At 68.4% G+C, this 17,377-nt stretch carries 17 protein-coding genes; 8 read left to right on the top strand and 9 right to left on the bottom strand.

What is annotated here, in order from left to right; all coding sequences use genetic code 11:
* Positions 1-102: 102 nt before the first annotated feature.
* On the bottom strand, positions 103-585 hold the full coding sequence (locus ACZ4VW_RS25595) for an allene oxide cyclase barrel-like domain-containing protein (protein WP_467966231.1): 483 nt from the start codon (positions 583-585) through the stop codon (positions 103-105).
* Between the two features lie 38 nt (positions 586-623).
* Positions 624-1,067: a YybH family protein gene (locus ACZ4VW_RS25590; RefSeq protein ID WP_467966229.1), complete on the bottom strand. Its 444-nt coding sequence runs from the start codon at positions 1,065-1,067 to the stop codon at positions 624-626.
* A gap of 225 nt (positions 1,068-1,292) precedes the next feature.
* Between ACZ4VW_RS25590 and sigJ the strand changes: the two genes are divergently transcribed.
* The gene (gene sigJ, locus ACZ4VW_RS25585) at positions 1,293-2,228 is read left to right on the top strand and encodes an RNA polymerase sigma factor SigJ (RefSeq protein WP_467966227.1); all 936 of its coding nucleotides are present in this window, start codon (positions 1,293-1,295) and stop codon (positions 2,226-2,228) included.
* Positions 2,229-2,343: 115 nt separating this feature from the next.
* On the opposite strand, the gene ACZ4VW_RS25580 is transcribed toward sigJ, so the two are convergent.
* The 3 genes from ACZ4VW_RS25580 to ACZ4VW_RS25570 form a co-directional block, all read right to left on the bottom strand.
* Positions 2,344-3,036 (bottom strand): VOC family protein, encoded by a 693-nt coding sequence (locus tag ACZ4VW_RS25580; RefSeq protein WP_467966225.1) that lies wholly within the window; start codon positions 3,034-3,036, stop codon positions 2,344-2,346.
* 623 nt (positions 3,037-3,659) lie between these two features.
* A complete protein-coding gene (locus ACZ4VW_RS25575) occupies positions 3,660-4,229 on the bottom strand; it encodes a suppressor of fused domain protein (protein WP_467966223.1) in 570 nt (189 codons plus the stop codon).
* Positions 4,230-4,352: 123 nt separating this feature from the next.
* Complete coding sequence (locus ACZ4VW_RS25570) at positions 4,353-4,475, bottom strand: hypothetical protein (protein WP_467966221.1); 123 nt, start codon at positions 4,473-4,475, stop codon at positions 4,353-4,355.
* A 21-nt stretch (positions 4,476-4,496) separates the two neighbouring features.
* On the opposite strand from ACZ4VW_RS25570, the gene ACZ4VW_RS25565 reads away from it, so the two are divergent.
* Together ACZ4VW_RS25565 and ACZ4VW_RS25560 are read left to right on the top strand one after the other, a co-directional pair.
* Positions 4,497-4,715, top strand: coding sequence for a hypothetical protein (locus ACZ4VW_RS25565; protein WP_467966219.1), 219 nt, complete (start codon positions 4,497-4,499; stop codon positions 4,713-4,715).
* A 490-nt stretch (positions 4,716-5,205) separates the two neighbouring features.
* Positions 5,206-5,739 (top strand): DUF7822 domain-containing protein, encoded by a 534-nt coding sequence (locus tag ACZ4VW_RS25560; protein ID WP_467966217.1) that lies wholly within the window; start codon positions 5,206-5,208, stop codon positions 5,737-5,739.
* Between the two features lie 595 nt (positions 5,740-6,334).
* Here the strand turns inward: ACZ4VW_RS25560 and ACZ4VW_RS25555 are convergent.
* The 4 genes from ACZ4VW_RS25555 to ACZ4VW_RS25540 all read right to left on the bottom strand — a co-directional run bounded on the left by ACZ4VW_RS25555 (position 6,335) and on the right by ACZ4VW_RS25540 (position 12,272).
* The gene (locus ACZ4VW_RS25555) at positions 6,335-6,589 is read right to left on the bottom strand and encodes a hypothetical protein (RefSeq protein WP_467966215.1); all 255 of its coding nucleotides are present in this window, start codon (positions 6,587-6,589) and stop codon (positions 6,335-6,337) included.
* Between the two features lie 414 nt (positions 6,590-7,003).
* Positions 7,004-9,088 (bottom strand): SpoIIE family protein phosphatase, encoded by a 2,085-nt coding sequence (locus ACZ4VW_RS25550; protein ID WP_467966213.1) that lies wholly within the window; start codon positions 9,086-9,088, stop codon positions 7,004-7,006.
* 697 nt (positions 9,089-9,785) lie between these two features.
* Positions 9,786-10,646 (bottom strand): alpha/beta fold hydrolase, encoded by an 861-nt coding sequence (locus ACZ4VW_RS25545; protein ID WP_467966211.1) that lies wholly within the window; start codon positions 10,644-10,646, stop codon positions 9,786-9,788.
* Between the two features lie 285 nt (positions 10,647-10,931).
* A complete protein-coding gene (locus ACZ4VW_RS25540; protein ID WP_467966209.1) occupies positions 10,932-12,272 on the bottom strand; it encodes a phospholipase D-like domain-containing protein in 1,341 nt (446 codons plus the stop codon).
* A 1,239-nt stretch (positions 12,273-13,511) separates the two neighbouring features.
* Between ACZ4VW_RS25540 and ACZ4VW_RS25535 the strand changes: the two genes are divergently transcribed.
* The 5 genes from ACZ4VW_RS25535 (at position 13,512) to ACZ4VW_RS25515 (ending at position 17,247) form a co-directional block, all read left to right on the top strand.
* Positions 13,512-14,348 (top strand): class II glutamine amidotransferase, encoded by an 837-nt coding sequence (locus ACZ4VW_RS25535; RefSeq protein ID WP_467966207.1) that lies wholly within the window; start codon positions 13,512-13,514, stop codon positions 14,346-14,348.
* 439 nt (positions 14,349-14,787) lie between these two features.
* Entirely contained in the window at positions 14,788-15,303 is a 516-nt protein-coding gene (locus tag ACZ4VW_RS25530) for a hypothetical protein (RefSeq protein WP_467966205.1), read from the top strand.
* 228 nt (positions 15,304-15,531) lie between these two features.
* A complete protein-coding gene (locus ACZ4VW_RS25525) occupies positions 15,532-15,963 on the top strand; it encodes a choice-of-anchor Q domain-containing protein (protein ID WP_467966203.1) in 432 nt (143 codons plus the stop codon).
* A 28-nt stretch (positions 15,964-15,991) separates the two neighbouring features.
* Positions 15,992-16,744, top strand: coding sequence for an alpha/beta fold hydrolase (locus ACZ4VW_RS25520; protein WP_467966201.1), 753 nt, complete (start codon positions 15,992-15,994; stop codon positions 16,742-16,744).
* Complete coding sequence (locus tag ACZ4VW_RS25515; protein ID WP_467966199.1) at positions 16,741-17,247, top strand: hypothetical protein; 507 nt, start codon at positions 16,741-16,743, stop codon at positions 17,245-17,247. Before ACZ4VW_RS25520 ends, ACZ4VW_RS25515 begins: the two co-directional genes overlap by 4 nt.
* Positions 17,248-17,377: the final 130 nt, after the last annotated feature.

The following is a 17,377-nucleotide window of genomic DNA, read 5'->3' as shown; positions in this document are numbered from 1 at the left end:
CACCACGCTGACCGGCACGGCCGGGCAAGTGGCGCTGCACCCCGGACACGTGTGACGCGGACGTGAGGCCCTGGCGAGCCGTGCGGCAGGGCCTCACCGTTCTCAGCGCAGGATCTCGAGCCGCACCCGCTCGTTTGGCGTCGCGATGTCCCAGAAGCGGGCGATTCCGCGCGCGTTGCGGTAGACGCCCGTACCGCCGGTGATGGCCATGTCCAGGGGGCCCGTTCCCTTCGTCCACAGCGACTGCATCGTGAGGGAACCCTGCTCAATCTCCATCGTGATCAGGCACTGAGAGGTCGGTTCCTCGCCCCTGAGCTGAATGACCTGGCAGTGTCCGCCCCCGCGTCCGACGCTCCGACCATCCTTGACGGCGGTGCCGGAGTACACATCCATGTCGCCCAGGCTCGATCCCGCGGGGCCCAGGTCGGCAGCCGTGTACTGGTCGTTCTGAACTCTGAGTTCGATGACCTCGAGCTTTTCGGGATTCTCGGCGCCTGCCCCTGCACCTTCGACTGCCCACGCGCCGACCGCGACCGCGGCGAGCGATGCCGCGGCGAACCACAGCCCCCGTTGGGCATGATTCATGCTCCTCATCGAGAAGGAATTCTGTACGTGAACGCGGGTCAGGCGGGCTGGTCCTTGTCGGACGGAAGCCAGACCGTCATGGTCGTCGGGTCGATCGGTATCGAGATGTGCTCGTGCGTGATCGACCACGTTCCGGTCGACCGCTGGAGGCAGACGCTTTCCCGTACCCATATCGAGGCCTGAAGCCCGCCCTTCCGCTCCCCCGAGTCGCGGTGGAGCATGTGGGCGAACGCGGTGTCCCCGCTGGTCGCGAGGGTGACGTCGTACGTCTCCAGGCTGATCGGGCCGACGTATCCGTCGAACCAGCGCAGGAAGTTTTGCCGTATCTCTTCGGCTCCCGTGAACCGCAGGGGCGGGACGACGTCGTAGTAGACGGCGTCCTCGGCGTAGAACGACATGAGCCGGTCGATGTCCTTGGTCTGCTGGGCGTCGGCGCGGCTCGCCAGAAGCGTCCGGATCTCGGACTCGCCGGAGGTGATCATCGCGTACTCCTTCATTCGTGGTGTGCGGCGTACGGGATCAGGCGGCGCATACCGCGACATGCACGGACTCCATGCCGGTGCGCCTCCGTCTGCTTCGGTTGCGTCCCGTTGTCAGGTAGGACGAGTCAGCCCGGTGGAATGTGAGGCCGGGCACCGACCTCACATTTCGGAGCGCTACCTCGTCAAAGAGGTGAGGGAAGATCCGACCGAGGGAGCCTCAGGAGCATGACGTCCCGTTCAACCGCGCCGCAGGACGGCCGACTCGACCCGCCGGCAGGCGCGCTCGCGGCCGAGCGCCGCCGGCTGATCAACCTCGCGTACCGGATGCTGGGCTCCCTGGCCGAGGCCGAGGACGTCGTGCAGGAGACGTACGCCCGCTGGTACGCGATGCCTCAGCGGCAGAGGGAGGCGGTGGCGTCCCCCAGGGGATGGCTGATCAAGGTCGCCGGCCGTATCTGCCTCGACGAGTTGCGCTCGGCCAGATCGCGGCGGGAGCGCTACGTGGGCGCATGGGTGCCCGAGCCGTTGCCCGCGCGCACCGAGTGGCTCGTCGGCGCGACGGACGACGACACGGCCGATCCCGCCGATCGGGTCACGCTCGACGAGACGGTCAGCATGGCCTTCCTCGTCGTTCTGGAAGCGATGACCCCCGCGGAGCGCGTGGCGTTCGTGCTCCACGACGTCTTCCGCTACCCGTTCTCCGAGGTGGCCGACATCGTCGGCCGCACCCCGGCGGCCTGCCGCCAGCTGGCGACCTCGGCCCGCCGCCGCATCGACGCCTCGCGAGCTCCCCTGTCGCCGATGGCCCAGCGGGCCGGTGTCGTCCGGGAGTTCGCGCGTGCGTGGCAGGCCAAGGACATCAGCGCCCTCATCGGTCTGCTCGATCCCGACGCCACCGCCGTCGGGGACGGCGGCGGACTCGTCACCGCGCTGCTCCACCCGATTGACGGCGCCGAGCAGATCGCCCGGTTCTTCGCCGAACGGACCCTCCCTGGCCGGCTCGCGGTCAGGGAGTGCACGGTCAACGGACAGCCCGGTCTGGCGGCCCACCTGGACGGTGTCGTCCTGTCGGTCTACGCGTTCGACATCACGGACGGCCGGATCCGGCGGATCTGGGCCGTGCTCAACCCCGAGAAACTGCGGCCATGGACGCGCGAATGACCTTCCTCGCGGGCCCCGGGTGCTACGAAAAGCTCGCCGTCCGCTACGAGGCGACCGTGCCGGTGGCAGCCATCAACGAGTCGAGTGGCTATGAGCAGCCCGGTCGAAGGAAGTTTCAGCCGTCTCGACCCTGCCATGTGGTCACGCAGACTTCGTTCCCCTCCAGGTCGGCAAGTACCCAGTAAGCGGGGGCACGGGTCGCCGACACAAGTCGGCCTCCAGCCGCCAGTGCGGTCTCGATCCGCCGGGGTGCTTCGTCATGCGGAACACAGATGTCGAAGTGGATGCGATTGCGCTGCGGGCGCGCCCGGTCCATCTGCTGGAACCAGATGGCAGGGCCCTGCCCGACCGGGTCGATGAGCGGATCCTCCGGTCCCTCGGCACCCGCCTCATCCGCATAGCCCAGCACCGCCTTCCAGAACGGCCGAATCCCGGCGATGTTCAGTGCATCAATCGCGATCTCCAGAAGCTGGACGGACCGCAGTGCTCCCGTTCCGATTTCGGCCTCTGTCAGAAGCCCGGCCCTGTCAGCGGTGGCGGAGATCTGACGCGCGAGTTCGATATCCCGGGTAGTAACCGCTGCGTGGTCCAGCGACTGCAGAGTGAAGACGACCCGATCGGGGCGGACATCGACCCGAAGGTGCCGATCGGCGTCGTCGCCGCACACCGCGACAGTGTCGACCGCCAAGCCCATCGCCTGCGCCAGCGATCTGACCCGGACCGACGTTCGCAAAGTGCCCAGCAAGAAACGCCACCCGTAGTCCTGGACCGCCTCTGATGCTTCCCGGCGACTCGATATCTGCTCCATGGCCGCATCCTTGCAGCCCCCGCTGTCAGCCCCGCCTGCCGGTACTTCTGAAACACCCTAGCGACAGGGCGAAACGGCGTACTCGTGTTGCCGACTCGAATCACTGGTATTCGGCCTGCGTCTGAGCGTCGGCGGACCAGAGGGAGTGGCTCTGCCCTTCCTACCCGTGATGATGGTTCGCGGGGACCTTCAGCGAAAGCGTCGCGGAGGCGATGACGTCGAACGGCGCCGATGTGACCGGCACGCCAGATCTCTGGAGCGGTCTCCCTCGGTCCGGAGACGGTCAGCTGGGCGTCGTTGATCCGGACGGCCCACCCTCCCTGCTTGCCCTAGCGGACCTCCGCATGCGGCTCGGCGTTTCGTGAGGGTCGTGCGGAAGGGGTTGGCGATGAAGGCGGAAGAGGTCTTGGCGGCCTGGAACAGGGCCTTGCGGCGGCCGACCTCGGTGATATGTGCCGAAGCCCGGCGGTCCTCCTCGGCCTGGGGTGCGACAGTGCCCCTGGCTGACCTCCGCGAGCGCGGTAGAGCACGGCGGCAGGGACCCGTCACCCGGCCGGGCGAACGTTGCCGGCCCCGGGACGCGCCCCGGACGCCTAGCGATCAAGACCGCTGCCCTCCCCAGATCAGATTGCGGGGCGACGCAGCACGTCAGTGGGATCCCAATCGCTCTTCCAGAAGGCTTCAAGGCCACGCTCATCGATGAACTGCCGCTCCACCTCGTGGATCGGGTACATCCCTTGGATGTTGATCACGTCGTGACCCTCGTGTCCTGGAACGCCAACGTCGATGCCCAGGTAGTCATCTCTGTCGAGAACCATCGGCGCGAACACACAGAATGCCGTCATCTCCGACTCGGGCACGATTCGCTCACCGAAGTTGATGGTGCTGCCGTAACTGAATGGGCATGTGCCACGAAGTTGCTCGGCGAGGAAGCCCACCGCGTGGGCCCAGATCACGTTGGTCGAGTTCACGCTGAGGCAGAGTTCCGGCGAGCCGTGCTGCCAGTCCGGATGCTCGGCCAGCGACAAGCCGTAGGTGAGCGTCGTGAGAAGCCCGTCCGGCAGGTCGTCGTACACGATCTCCGTCACGCCTGGCAGCCCCTGTTTGGTCGACTCGACAGGGAAGAACCGCGGCTCCCTTCCCCCGGAAAGCCGATCAAGATGGGCGAGGTACTTCTCTACGCGACTGACCATGCAACCAGCCTGCACGATCGCTCACTCGTGGACACCACCAGGGCATCACCAGCAACGCTCCTGCCCGAAGCCGAGAAGGGGAGTGGTCCGGTGTGGATCAAGTCCGCGCACACCGCGGCCAGGTCAGCACAATGCGGCCCGGGCGGCGCCGGTGGCGTAGCGGCGGTGTACCTCCTTCACCAGCGGTCGTACATCCGGGTTGACCACCCGGTTCACCAGGTCGTCCAGGTCGTCCAGGTCTAGCATCGCCCCCCCATCCCCTTCGTCGTGGGTGTGCTGGTCTTGGTTCCGGGCACCAGACCGGCCGGGGGCTGGGCCGCCGCTGTCCTGATCACCTGCTATCTGGAGTCCCACCTGGACGCGCTGCGGGGCGCGTGCCTGGACCGGCCCCGGCTGCTGGAGCGGCCTGCCGGTGCGGTGGCTCGGCTGGTGGTGAACGTCCTGTACATCGCATGGGCAGTTGCCGTGACCAGATCAGCGACCTGACCGGTGCGGCAACCGATTGTCGGAGGTGGCGCCGAAGCCGGCGTCTGTGCCATCGGCCGGACAGTTCCAGCTGCCGAAGTGCACCCAGACGTTTCCCCCCGTCCACGCCGATCGCTGACCTAGCTGGGCACGAGCCCCCGCCTCCGGGCAGGCGTACGCCATCGGAGTGGGGCACGGGCCGGATACGAGACCGCCCTGATGTTCGTCCCAAACCACTCGATGAAGGCATCGGCGCACTGGCCCATGTCCGCACCGGCGAAGGCCCGGAGGGCGTCGTCACCTACGAACGGCGCGCAGAGCGGCCCATGGGCCTGTGGGCCGTAACTGGGGAAAACCTTCACCGGATCGTTCCGCTGCTGTGCCCGGACCCGCCGCTGGCAGATGCGCCCGAGGACTGCCGACTGCGTCCCGGCTACCGGCCGAACGACGAGAGCTCTTCCTCGCGCAGGCGTTTCCGGCATTGTCGGTCTCCGGTGCTAGCGTCCCCACCATGGCAAACCGTTCGTATCTCTACTCCGCAGACTCGATGCCGAGCGAGGCAGAGGTCCCCAAGCGGATCCGATGCATATCCGAGCACAACTGGGACATCCCGCTCGCGCACAAGCTCATGGTGGGGCGTGGGACAACAATCGTCCCGTCCATGATCTGGAACCCTCCGATCGGCATCGCCGGCGACTACGCCAACGGAGCGGCCCTGCTCCGCGATCTCCTGCGTGCGGTCGGCAAGGGCTTGGAGGACGACGCCGAGTTCGCCGATTGCGTTGCCAGGACCACGGCCCACCTTGAGAAGCAGCAGGCGAAGTACTTCGTCCTCGAGACCGGGGAGATCGTCTCAATGACGGACGACGATCCGGTGGCGAGCGTGCGGCGTCTGGCGTCCGAGGACATCCCCGACGCCGTCGCCAAGGCCGAGGCGGCAATCGCCGGCCAGAACGATGACTGGCTGGCCTCTGTCCGAGCTGACTGGCAGAGACACTTCGCGTCCTTCTACAGCGAGGCTCTCTACTTCTCCTTCCCCAGCTGACGGGTCTTCAGGGTGGCGATGAAGCCATTCCGTTCAGGTGAACGTCATGCTCCACCCTCCCGGCCTCATGAAGACCCCGGCAGGAGTAACCCGTGTCCTCAGCGAGGCGGGGCGTACCGACGGGCAGACCTGGAGGGAGATCAGCCGCGGGCCGGACCGGCGGTGCTGACGGAATACCGGTTCTAGTCCGCGCCCTCGAGGGACCACACCGCTGCGTCGGTGGCGCGGCCGGCCCAGCTGACGTCGTAGAAGGACAGAGGGATCGCGAGTGCTGACCGACCCTGCACGGGCACGGTCGGCCACTCGGCGGGGATCCGGCGGGCCAGATCCGCAGTGCCCGGCGGCGTGCCCTCGTGGTGTGAGGTCGAGCATCTCCAGCAGGCGCAGGTAGCAGACCGCGTCTCGTGCTTGGGCCGCGGTGTTTAGCGGCAGGCGGTGGCAGTGAGGTAGCCGCCGGTCACCGGCTCAGCAGTCTCCACGCAGAGATCAACCGGTGAGCGGCCCGTCAGGACACGATGTGCTGCTGCCGTTTCGGGGCACCGGTGGCACGTGTGCCGCTGCTGAGAGACCGGATGGTGATCGGTGACCAGGATGCCTACCCGTGCTGCCACGTGGAGTTGTTCTTCTTACCCTCGGCACGGGTGTTGGCGTTGTTGTTCCCGGACTCCTGCGAGTCACTGTGAGCAGCGGTGTTCAGCAGTGCGATGTTGTCCAGGATGCCGGCGTTGTTGAGGGCACCGTCCACGATTCCGGCGTGCGCCGGTACAGCGGCCGTGAGGGCCATGCCGACGGCGAGCACGGCAGTGGTCAGGATGTTCCGCTTCATCATGAACTCAGCAACGACGATCACTGCCTGAGGTCACTGGGGCTGAGCGATAGCGGGCCCCCGGGGCAGCGTTGGCGCGGAGGCGCCGCCGGCTCCCCGTACGCGGTTGCGCGGCGAGCGCGGGTGACGCCTGCAGGCCCCCTGGTTTCCTGGTTCACGCGTCCCGGCGCCGAAGTCCCGGCCCGGTAGCGCGCGCACAGCGACCCGGTAGTCGGGGCAGGACCTACGGCTGCTCGACGCCAACCCGGCCCATCCCCCGACGGTCAAGACCCTGATGGCAAGGACCGGTCATGGCCCGCGCGGCTCCTGCCCGACGCTTCAACCGCCTTGGGCGGGCTGGCCCCCATGGATCCGGACGGCGTCCGGGAAGGCCGGGCCGAGCAAGGCGAGGACGAGCACCGGCGGCGCTCCTGTCACGGCCACTCGGACGCTCGATTCTTACGGTGTCCTGTGTGCCGTGGGAGCGATGCGGGCGGCCAGCAGAGCGATGTCGTCGTCGGCCGAGCCGGGGACCAGGCGGGTGATCAAAGAATCACAGAGGTGTTCGAGTGAGCTCTCGGGTTGGGTGAGAAGGCGGGTGAGCTCGGTGAGGCGGTCGTCGAGGTCGGTGCCGCGGCCTTCGATGAGGCCGTCGGTGTACAGGACGAAGAGGCTGTTGGCAGGGAGGGTGGCTTCAGCGGAGGTGAAGTCGACTCCGCCGACGCCCAGGGGCGCGCCGGCCGCGGAGGGGAAGAGGTAGGCGCTGCCGCCGGGCTCCAGGACAGCGGGGGGCGGGTGGCCGGCCCGGGTGATGGTGCAGTGTCCGGTGGCGGGGTCGCAGACGACGTAGAGGAAAGTGGCGAGCAGTGGCTCGGCGAGGTCGGCGAGCGTGGCTTCCAGGTGGTGGAGCAGGTCGACAGGGGGCATGTCGAGGCGCGCCAGGGCTCGTACGGTTGCTGAGAGGCGGCCCATGACGGCAGCTGCGGCGATGCCGTGTCCCATCACGTCTCCGATGGCCAGAGCGGCCTTGCCACCGGGCAGGGGCAGGACGTCGTACCAGTCGCCTCCGACCTCGTTGATGTCGCTCGCGGGCAGGTAGCGGTGGGCGATCTCGATGCCCGGAGGTGGCGTGACGTGTTGCGGCAGCATGCTGCGCTGGAGGACGACTGCGGTCTCGTGCTCGTGCTGATAGAGGCGGGCGTTGTCGATGCTGACGGCGGCGCGGGTGGTGAGTTCGCCGGCGAGGGTGACGTCCTCGGGTCCGTACGGGGCTCCGGGCCGGGTGCGGTAGAACGTGGCGACGCCGAGGACGAGGTCGCGGGCGATGAGCGGCACCATCATGAACGAGTGCACGCCCTTGCTGAGCAACTGGGCGGTCACGGTGGAGTGGCGGGCAGCAGGCGCGATGGCCCGCTGGTCGAGGTGAGCGATCAGGTATGGCTGGCGGGCTTTGATGGCTTGGATGTAAGGGGCGTCGGCGGGGAGGGTGAGCGTGCGGCCGAGCGGGGCGAGGAGACGCGTGATCGGGGAGCCGGTCAGAGGTGCTTTGCCCAGGCGTCGCACAGCGACACCGCCGGTGAGCCCCGGGCCAGGTTCGTCTCCGCGGGCGAGGGTGTCCAGGATGTCGACGGTGACGACGTCTGCGAGCTGCGGGACGGCGAGATCGGCCAGTTCCTGGGCGGTGCGTTCCACATCGAGACTGGCGCCGATGCGGGCGCTGGCCTCGCTGAGCAGGGCGAGCCTGCGCCGTCCTGCCTCCGCTTCCACGTGGTCGCGGTGCTGTGCGGTGATGTCGACAAGGGTGGCCACCACACCTATCGGCGAACCGCCCGGGTCTTCCATCCGTACGTAGGAGCACGACCAGACGTGCTCGTGATCGGGGTCGGCCGGGGTACGACCGGTGCGGTGCCGGTCCAGAACCGGCTCGCCGAAGGCCAGGGCTTGGCGCATCGCCTCTTCTATCTCGCCCGCGTTGACCTCGGGCAGCAGCTCGGCAAGGCGTCGCCCGACGTGGGCAGACTCGGTCAGGCCGTTCATCTGCTCCAGCGCCGGGTTGACCCTCAGGAAGCGCAGCTTGGTGTCGAGGAGTCCGATGCCGACGGGTGAGCGGGCGAACAGTCCGTCCCAGACTGCCGAGGTTCCGCGAATCCGGCGGGTCGTGTGGGCATCGGCGGCGAAGATCAGCACGGCTGAGGCGCCGTGGTGCCGGTCAGGCACGGGGCACGCCAAGATCTCCAGTTCCATCGGATAGTCGTCGTGGTGCCAGGCGGTGACCGTCCCCGTCACCCCGCGTCCGCTGGACGCCGCCTCCCACAGAGAACGCCCCAGGCTACGGTCGGCGCCCGGATGGAGGAGGTCGGCGATGTGCCGTCCCACCACCTGCTGCGGAGCGTAACCGAGGAGCTCCTGTGCGGCGTGGTTCCAGCGCACCACCGTCCCGTCGGCCGCGGTGGCCACCTGCGCCACCGACAAGGAGCCCAGCCAGCCGCCCGCGTCTTGCGCGGCCCCGCTGATCAGTTCCTCGATCGGCAGTCGCTCACCCATCCGGTGCCATCCCTCGACGCGCGCCGTGCCGCCGCATGAGTCGCGGCTGCGGCCTCCATACCTCTGTCTCTCCATGGTCGCCCTGGCCCCTCCATCGCGCCCCCGGCCACACCAGCAACGAGGTCTTCTGCGGTCCTGTAGGGCCTCTACATCCTGGTCAGCGCTGCGTTGAGGCCCACTCCAAGCTCAGGGCGCCATGCAGCTGTCGACCATTCAGCGGCCCAGTTGCTGAGCTCGCCGGAGCGCCAAGCACCTCGGTACCGAAGTGAAGTGCTTGGCACTCCGGCCTCACAGGGGCAGGAACGGAGAGCGTGGAACCCCCGGTCATTCGCACGGTGAGGTCATGGCGTCTCCGGAACTCTGGCAGCAGCCCTGTCACCGCATGCCTGGCCCATGCGAGTGCGCCCCAGGAGCGGGGCGGATGCGCACCTCCTGGCCTAGGAGGGAGGGTGCTGGGGCATCTGCACCGGTGATGTCCGCCCTGAGCATGTCCTCGATGGACCGATGGACGCGCTCGCCGTTCTCGTCGACGAACCGGAAAGGGACGGTGGCATGGGCTGGAATATCGGTCTGTTCTGAGAGGTCGAGCCGCTCACGCCACCCGCGGCCGGGTCTCAGCGCGCGGCTCCAGCCCATCACCGAGCGGGTGGCCTGGGCAAGCCCCCGCTGGGCATCGGCGCGAGCCTCCTCATTGCGGTCAGTGGGTGAAGAAGTCGCCCAGGGCGGCGGCGAGCGGGCCAGGTGCTTCTTCGGCCACATGGTGGCCGGCGTCGATGCCGTGGCCCCCGACGTCGTCGGCCCAGGCGCGCCAGATGGCGCGCGGGTCGCCGTACAGGTCTTCCAGGTCGTCCCGCAGCGACCACAGGACCAGAATGGGGCACTCGATCCGTGCGCCCCGGGCTCGATCCGCCTCCTCGTGCTGGCGGTCGACGGTGAGCCCGGCACGGTAGTCCTCCAGCATGGCGCGGACGACGTCTGGATTCCTGGTGGCGGCCCGCCACTCGTCGTGATTTTCCTGCCCCATGGACTCGGGGTCGCCGCGGTACCAGGCGTCAGGGTCGGCGTTGATGACGCGTTCCGGGATCTCCGGCTGGGCGAAGAAGAACCAGTGCCACCACGCGGTGGCGAACCGGGCGTCGGCACGGACCAGGTGCTCGCTCAGAGGCAGGCCGTCCAGGAACGCCACCCGGGTCACCGCGGAGGGGTGGTCCAGGACCAGCCGGAGTGCCACGGCGGCCCCACGGTCGTGGCCGACGAGCCCGAAGCGCTGGTGCCCGAGCGCCTGCATGACCTTGACCATGTCCTCGGCCACGGCACGCTTGGAATGTGGGACGTGATCAGGAGCGGGCGCCGGGCCGCGGGAGCGCCCGTAACCGCGCAGGTCGGGGCAGACGACGGTGAAGCCGCGCCGCACCAGTACGGGCGCGACCCGGTGCCAGGTCGCCGACGTGCGCGGGTGGCCGTGCAACAACAGGAGAGGCGGGCCCTCGCCCCCGTACCGAACGAAGATGGACGCCTCACCGGTGCGCACCGTCCGGGTGGCGAAATCCTCGAACACGAAACGCCCCTTTCCGCTCCGGGGCCCGGGCTGCGGTACCCCGCCGTCCCGCCTGCCCAGGATGGGCCCCGTCACGCCGTCTGGACGGCTGGGAAGCCAGGGCTCTGATCAACCTTCCGATTGATGTCCCCCGTGGCCCCTGCCCCCTCTCCCCCACGCGGCTCCGGGGGTTGTGGGGGATGTTTCGGCTACCGGTGGAGTTCCCACAGGCACCGGGGGCGTCTGTGGTGCCTGATAGGAGGAAGCGGTCGTCGGGGGCGAGGGCGGTGCTGCCCCGTCACAGCACTAGAAGACACCGCCGTACTGGGACTCCGCGAGGGCGGCGGCGCGCTGGTCGCGGAAGTTCGTCACGTAAGCGTCGTGCATCTCGGGGCCGACGTACTTCAGGAGCGCTTCGTCGTTGGCGGTGAGCGCCAGGCCCGTGTACGTGTGGCTGCCCGTGAAGACCAGCTTCTGATCCTTCACGCCCTTGTACGAGCCCTCGATCAGCAGGTACTTGGTGTGGGTGGCCGTGCCGGAGACCTCGGGTGCGGCCGGGTTCGTCACGTCGTCGTTCTGCAGGCGGTGGAGGGAGATCTTCCCCTTCGCGGTCGACCGCGTCAGCCAGTACGCCGTCTCCCGGTGCGTGCCGACGGCGGCGTAGTCGGAGAGCTTGCCGTAGACGACGTCGACGTAGCAGCCCGCGTCGGCGAGTTTCCACAGTTTCTCCGCCACGGCCGGCCGCGAGATGTGCCCGTTGGCGATGCGAATCACGGTGCGGCCGTCCGCCGTGCCGTGGCCCGGGGTGTTCCCGTGGCAGACCGGAGCGGCGGTCCCATCGGCGTTCGGCACGCGGGTCTCGACCATGCTCAGGATGTTCTCGACGACGTCGGTCGAGGAGCGCGGGAAGAAGTAGCCCTTGGCCTGCCCGGCCTCCACGTCGATCGCCAGGTCGCTCACCGTCTTCGACCCGTCCGGCTGAGCCTGCGAAGCGGCCATCAGGTCGAAGTAGCGGACGTAGCCGGCGTGCAGTGCGGCGTTGTCGGTGACGGTCATCGCGTCGTTCCAGCCGGACTCGCGGTCCCAGGTGGTGAGGTTGCCGGAGGACTGCACCACGATGTTCTCGACCACCGCCCCCGTGGTCGGCGAGCCGCTGCCGGTGGAGTGGGAGAAGAGGAAGAACTTGTTGTGGTTCACGCCGCTCGTCCCCGCGGCCAGGCACGGCCGGCCCGCCGCGCACACTCGGAACCACGACGTCTGACCGGGCGCGGACTGCGCCGCGAACGCGGCCTGGAGCTTGTCCCGGACCGTCTTCCCGGCCGTGCCCATCCACTCCCCGCTGACGCTGGTGTCGTCGACGAGGACCTGCACGTTCACGTTCCGCTGGTGCGCCTTCACGAGCTGGTCGGCGAGCCAGGACGACCCGAACGCGTACAGGGATATGCGGATGGTGGACCCGCTGGGGGCGCCGTTGACGAGGCGCCCGAGGTGGCTGAGGATCGCGCCCTGCTCAGCGGTCGTGCCGGTCGGCTTGTTGAAGACGACGCCGGTCTTCACGTACGTCTCGTCCTGCGCGGTGGCAGCCGTCGCACCGGCCATCAGGAGGCCCACGGCGAGGAGGGTGGTGAGGAATCTGTTCTTGATCACGGCCGCCACCATACTGTCGGGTGTGCGGGCCGCCGCGACGCCCCAAGTTCCGCGGGGATCCACAGGAGCACACAGCCGGTGATCATGTCGCTTCAGCCTCCCGCCTTGGACGGGCACCTCGGCCGAGCCGGCCTGGGCGTGAGGTGATGCGGCCCCCCCTCCCCGCCGACGGCGGACGCCTGCTTGGGTGCTTCCGGTAGTGGCTGTGTGATGGCGAGGAGCACCACATGTTGAAGCCGGCTCAAGGCCATCAACCGCGAGACGGCAGTCGCCTGAGCTGGGGGACTCAGGTCCGCCTCGGTCTTCTCGATCTGGCCCTGTCCGTGCGGGCGGCGGTGCCGGACCCACGTACCCCCAGGGTGAGGCCCCGGAGCCCGGCGCAACAGTGAGTTCGGCTGGGTCCGGAAGCTGGTACGCGACCGAGCCCGGACCAATCGGTCCGGGCTCGAGGCTGTTCGGGGCGGCTGCTGCGGGCCGAACTCGAGGTGTTCGATGTCCGTGACCTGGACCTCCTTCAGGCTGCCGGCGCGGCGCCGGTGCCGCTGGTGGCTTGAGGAGTGCGTAGTCGGAGGCCACGTGCGATGCCGGCCAGGCGTCGATCCGGCGCCAGGACTCCGATGGGCAAGATCTGCTGTGCCATGGCGCCATCCTGTCCCACTCGTCCGACAAGGCGGATGGAGGCCCCCATCCGATGAAGCGATTGCTGCTGTCAGCAAGCGGCTGTCGGTTCGCCGCGGTCGTCGGCGATCTTTCTGCCCTGAAGGCCCCGGGCCTCGGCGCTTGCGGTGCGGAAGCGGAAGCGGAAGCAATGCACACCCTTGTTGGGCAAGCCACTGTTACAGCGTGTGAGCGCCTGGGGTGGAAGCCCGCTGGCGCCGGATCAGCATTGAAGCACTGCTCACGCCCATGACGTTCGCATTGTGAACCCCTGACTCTGCTCACAGTTCCGCCACTCGTCCTCATCCCGCACGCGGCGGACCGCGCGGCCGACGGAGGAGCGGACAGCTCGGCTGATTCCATCACCCCGAGCTCGGGAGCGATCGCCGTCCGATACGTGCGCGTGCCGCATGGCGGTGCATGGCGAAGGAGGCGAAAATGAGATTGACCTGCCACTCCCGGCGCACTCGCAGGTGGCGCGGCGGCCAGACGACGGGCGGGGTCCTGCAGACTAGGGAAGGCCGGCGGCGACCGGGACACGAGGCGTTCTCGTAGGTTCAGGTGAGAAACAGGTGATCGCTCGTGTGTCGATGGCTCGCTTACTCGGGAACGTCCCAGCTGCTCGACACCATCCTCTACAAACCGGCCCACTCGCTGATCGATCAGAGTCTGCACTCCAGGTTGGGTGTCGAGACGACAAACGGTGACGGGTTCGGCGTCGGATGGTACCCGGAGGGCAGCGAGGGCACCCCCGCGCTCATGCGGGACGTCGGTCCCGCATGGAACAACCGCAACCTGCGGGAGCTCGCGGACCACGTCAGGTCCCCGTTGTTCTTCGCCCACATACGGGCGTCGACGGGTACGGCGGTACAGCAGACGAACTGTCACCCGTTCCGGCACGGCCGATGGATGTGGATGCACAACGGCTCCGTCGCCGGCTTCCACGCCATGCGGCGGGACCTCGCTCTGCTCGTCGACCCCACGCTGTACTCCGAGATCGAAGGGACGACGGACTCCGAGACCATGTTCTACCTTGCGCTCACCTTCGGGCTGGAGGAGGATCCGCCGGGCTCCGTCGCCCGGATGGTGGGGCTCGTGGAACGCGTAGGCCGCGAACACGGCGTGGAGTATCCGATGCAGATGACGGTCGCCGTCAGTGACGGGACTTCCGTGTGGGCCTTCCGCTACTCCAGTCAGGGCGCCTCGCGGTCGCTCTTCTACAGCAGCCGGGCAGACGCGCTGCGCAAGCTGCACCCCGAAGTCACCTTCCTTCAGGAAGTGTCCGACGAGACCCGCCTGGTGGTGTCCGAGCCCCTCGGCGATCTGCCCGGTGCCTGGAACGAGGTACCCGAGAGCAGCTACGGCGTCGTACAGGCCGGAGCCGACGACTTGCGCACCTTTACCCCGGAACCGGTCTGACTGAACGGGCAGTCGCACCGTCACGGGCCCCGTCGCAACCGCCAGAAGCCCGCAAACGGTACCCCGCACGACGCTGGCGGCGGCACCCCCTCATTCCTTGTCGTCCTTCCGCGTAGGGGGTTCAGTCTGGTCGCAGGAATCGCCCAAAGCCTGGCACAAACGGCACGTAGCACCATAGGGGTCGACCGGAAGGAAAGTATCCGTCCGGTATGCCTCCCACAGCTCGGACCGGACTCCGGAGACATACTCGTCGTGTTCGTGCGAGTGCTTCGCCATGGCCGACCAACAGCCACTTCCAGCCAGAAAGAACGGCAGGTGTTGAGGCTGTGACGCCGCTGCGGCATTGCCTTTCAGCTGCGTCGAAACTGTCACGGCTCGGCATCAATACATGTCGGCCTCAACAGCTCCCTCGACGTCGTCCACACCCTCACCCGCAAACGTGATCGACTCGACCGTCCAGGTCATCCACAGAGACATCACCACACCCACCGACATGTTGTCATCGTTACCGTACTGCGGCTGCTGGACAGCTTCGGCCGCCCCGGCACACCATCACCTTCACGGCGCGCGCTACATCGCCATCAAGAACCTCGAAGTCAAGGGCAACAGCGACGCTCTGACCCTGGCCGGGGGAGAGCGCCATGCGAAGAAGAACGATCTCACCTACAACGCGAGCTGCATCTGGGCGGAGCCCAACAAGGCGACGGGTGCCGAATCCCACCACATCGACATCGTCGGCAACACCGTCCATCACTGCCCCGGCCTGGGCATAGGGTCGCGCGGCGCGGACTACATGACGATCGACCGCAACCACGTCTACGCGACCTCGTGGTACACCGTCTACGCCACGAGCGGCATCCGATCCTGGCCGCGCACGATATCGATCGGGGCAACCCCCGCACGTACAAGATCCGCGTCACCAACAACACGGTCCACGACAACGAGACCAAGGTGAAGTGGGAGCGCTACACGTGCTACTCGGACGTAACGGCACCATCATCGACACCCTCAAGGACAAGTCGAAGGCCGGAGAAAGCCGCCCCGACTACCAGGGCAGAGTCCTGGTGGCCCACAACCTGTCCTACGACAACGGCGGCTCAGGCATCCACGCCTTCAAGAGCCAGCATGTCGACATCGTCCACAACACGACAACACGGCGTACAAGAACGGTCGCAGAACCCGCATGGAGAGCTCTGCCAACATCTTCGCGCACGACAGCACCGATGTGCGGCTGCTCAACAACATCGCCTACAGCCGGCCCGGCCAGGCGACGAACAGCAAGTCCCGCAATGTCGACGTCACCTACGTCTACAACGTCTATTTCGGCGGCAAGTCCCCCGAGGGCAAAGGCCCCAATGACATCTTCGCCGACCCGATCACCGCTCCGGGTATCGGGGCCGGGGCCGATGTCCGGCTGAGCAAGGGCTCTCCGGCAATCGGCTCGGGGACTCCCTTCGCCGCCGTGACGACCGACCTCAACGGTGCACACCGGTCCGGCGGCGTCGCATCCGACCGCGGCCCCTACAGCCCGCGCAAGGGGGCAGGTCAGGAAGCTTGCAGAGGCGATGCGCCCCTTCGACTCGTTCCTGCGCCGAACGCGTGGCTCGGGCGGTGAGCGGCCCAGTACGGGGGATGGTGGAAGGATGGAACAGTCGACACACGCCGGGCTCTACACCCGCAGGTTCGGTCCACCGCCGCGTACCGGCTCCCCCAATGTGGTGCTGGTGCACGGGCTTGGACTTTCGGGGCGGTACTTTGTGCCGCTCGCGCGGCGACTGGCAGCGGGTGGGACGACCGTGTTGGTACCGGATCTGCCGGGCAACGCGCGGTCGCGTGCCGTCGTACGCCGTGCGCCGCGCGTCCTGGAGCTCGCGGGCGCCCTGCAACGCTGGCATCGCGGACTGGGCCTGGGGCCGAGCCTGCTGGTGGGCAACTCGGTCGGGTGCCAGGTCGTCGCCGCCTTCGCCGCCCGTCACCCGCACCTGGTACACCGCATCGTGATGGTCGGCCCGGCGCTCGAACCGGGTGCCGGCGGCTGGCGGCAGTGCGGGCGGCTCCTGGCGGACGCCCCCCGTGAACCGCTCTCCCTGCTCGGGGTGGCGGTGAGCGACTACCTGTTGACCGGCCCCCTCCGGTTCGCCGCCTCCTTCCGGCACGCGCTACGGGACGCCGCCGAGTCGTTCGAGGGGCATCTGGCGAGGGTCGCCGCGCCGACCCTCATCGTGCGCGGGGCCGGTGACACGATCGCCTCCAGGGACTGGGCCCGGCGCGTGGCACGCATGGTCGGCGACGGGCGCGCGGCCGAGGTCCGGGGCGCCGCGCACGCGGCGCACTACAGCGCGCCCGGCGCCGTGGCCGCGCTGATCGAGCAGTTCACCGCAGGAGGGCGATCGTGAAATCCCGCAGGACGCCCGGCGGTTCGTGCTCGCCGGATGCGGACCGCCCGTCCCCCTGGCTGCGCGCCCTGCCAGGCATCTCCCCCGAGCGGCGCGGGTTCGTCCTCGCCTGGTGGGGGTTCGCGCTCACCTTCGGCGGGATGCGCCTGCTCACCTGGCTCATCCACATCGACGTGGCCGGGGTGGGTGACGTCCAGGCCGGCGGGATCCACATCCACCACTACGTATGGGGCATCCTGCTGTTGGTGGCGGTGGGCGCGGCCGGTCTGGTCGAGCGGTCTGCGCGGGCGCGTGCCTGGATGGGACTTGCCTACGGGGTCGGGCTGGCCCTGGTCGTGGACGAGGCGGCGCTGCTGATCAGTCTCGAAGACGTGTACTGGGACACCGAGGGCGGCGTCAGCATCGCCCTGGCGATCGCGGTGATCGCCATCGCGGGAGGCGTTCTCGCGGTGACCCGGGCGCGCCAGCGCTCCGTCGGCGGAAGCGGCGAGAAAAACGGGTGACCGGCGGCGGGTGCCGGGCAAGGCGGCACGGCACGTGCCGGGCGGGGGTGAACGCGATCCGGGCCGGTGAACGCCCGGAGCGGCGAGTGGATGGGCAGCTCGTCGGCGGTAGCGCGTCGGTCCGGGTGCC

Source organism: Streptomyces sp. NPDC029139 (genome assembly GCF_055564335.1).
Note: the sequence above shows the minus strand (reverse complement) of the source record. Positions and strands in the feature narration are given on the sequence as shown.

Excerpts from the sequence above, each read along its gene's own strand:
- ACZ4VW_RS25595 (WP_467966231.1), bottom strand. The coding sequence starts at position 585 with ATGAATCATGCCCAACGGGGGCTGTGGTTCGCCGCGGCATCGCTCGCC.
- ACZ4VW_RS25590 (WP_467966229.1), bottom strand. The coding sequence starts at position 1,067 with ATGATCACCTCCGGCGAGTCCGAGATCCGGACGCTTCTGGCGAGCCGC.
- sigJ (WP_467966227.1), top strand. The coding sequence starts at position 1,293 with ATGACGTCCCGTTCAACCGCGCCGCAGGACGGCCGACTCGACCCGCCG.
- ACZ4VW_RS25580 (WP_467966225.1), bottom strand. The coding sequence starts at position 3,036 with ATGGAGCAGATATCGAGTCGCCGGGAAGCATCAGAGGCGGTCCAGGAC.
- ACZ4VW_RS25575 (WP_467966223.1), bottom strand. The coding sequence starts at position 4,229 with ATGGTCAGTCGCGTAGAGAAGTACCTCGCCCATCTTGATCGGCTTTCC.
- ACZ4VW_RS25570 (WP_467966221.1), bottom strand. The coding sequence starts at position 4,475 with ATGCTAGACCTGGACGACCTGGACGACCTGGTGAACCGGGTGGTCAAC.
- ACZ4VW_RS25560 (WP_467966217.1), top strand. The coding sequence starts at position 5,206 with ATGGCAAACCGTTCGTATCTCTACTCCGCAGACTCGATGCCGAGCGAG.
- ACZ4VW_RS25550 (WP_467966213.1), bottom strand. The coding sequence starts at position 9,088 with ATGGGTGAGCGACTGCCGATCGAGGAACTGATCAGCGGGGCCGCGCAA.
- ACZ4VW_RS25525 (WP_467966203.1), top strand. The coding sequence starts at position 15,532 with ATGGAGAGCTCTGCCAACATCTTCGCGCACGACAGCACCGATGTGCGG.
- ACZ4VW_RS25520 (WP_467966201.1), top strand. The coding sequence starts at position 15,992 with ATGGAACAGTCGACACACGCCGGGCTCTACACCCGCAGGTTCGGTCCA.